Source organism: Clostridia bacterium, from assembly GCA_036654455.1.
Taxonomy (GTDB): domain Bacteria; phylum Bacillota; class Clostridia; order Christensenellales; family CAG-314; genus JAVVRZ01.
On sequence record JAVVRZ010000032.1, the window covers coordinates 1 to 517 of the forward strand.

General features: G+C 48.9%; 1 rRNA gene. It reads right to left on the minus strand.

Going from position 1 to position 517, the window contains the following annotated elements:
* A 16S ribosomal RNA gene (locus tag RR062_06280) occupies nucleotides 1–332 on the minus strand; the annotation flags it as partial.
* Nucleotides 333–517: the final 185 nt, after the last annotated feature.

The following is a 517-nucleotide window of genomic DNA, read 5'->3' on the forward strand; positions in this document are numbered from 1 at the left end:
CTCAGTTCCAATGTGGCCGATCACCCTCTCAGGTCGGCTACGCATCATCGCCTTGGTAGGCCCTTACCCCACCAACTAGCTAATCAGACGCGAGCTCACCTCTTACCGAATTGCTCCTTTGACCTCAATACCATGTCAGTATCGTGGTCTTATGCGGTATTAGCACACCTTTCGGTGCGTTATCCCCCAGTAAGAGACAGATTGCTCACGCGTTACTCACCCGTCCGCCGCTAAAACATATTCAGATTGCTCTTCCTATGTCTCCGCTCGACTTGCATGTGTTAGGCACGCCGCCAGCGTTCGTCCTGAGCCAGGATCAAACTCTTGTGTTTAATCCGTTATTGCTCTTGATTTATGTGAGGCTCTCGCTCTGCGTCTCCGCTTCGCTTCTCCCCATCAAGTACAATCACTCAAAATCATTGACTGTCGTTCTTTGCGTTTCTTATTCTGTATCGTTTTCAAGGTTCGTTGCTCTTCTGTAGCGAGCTTGTTAATAATACCACCGTATGGACTTGTT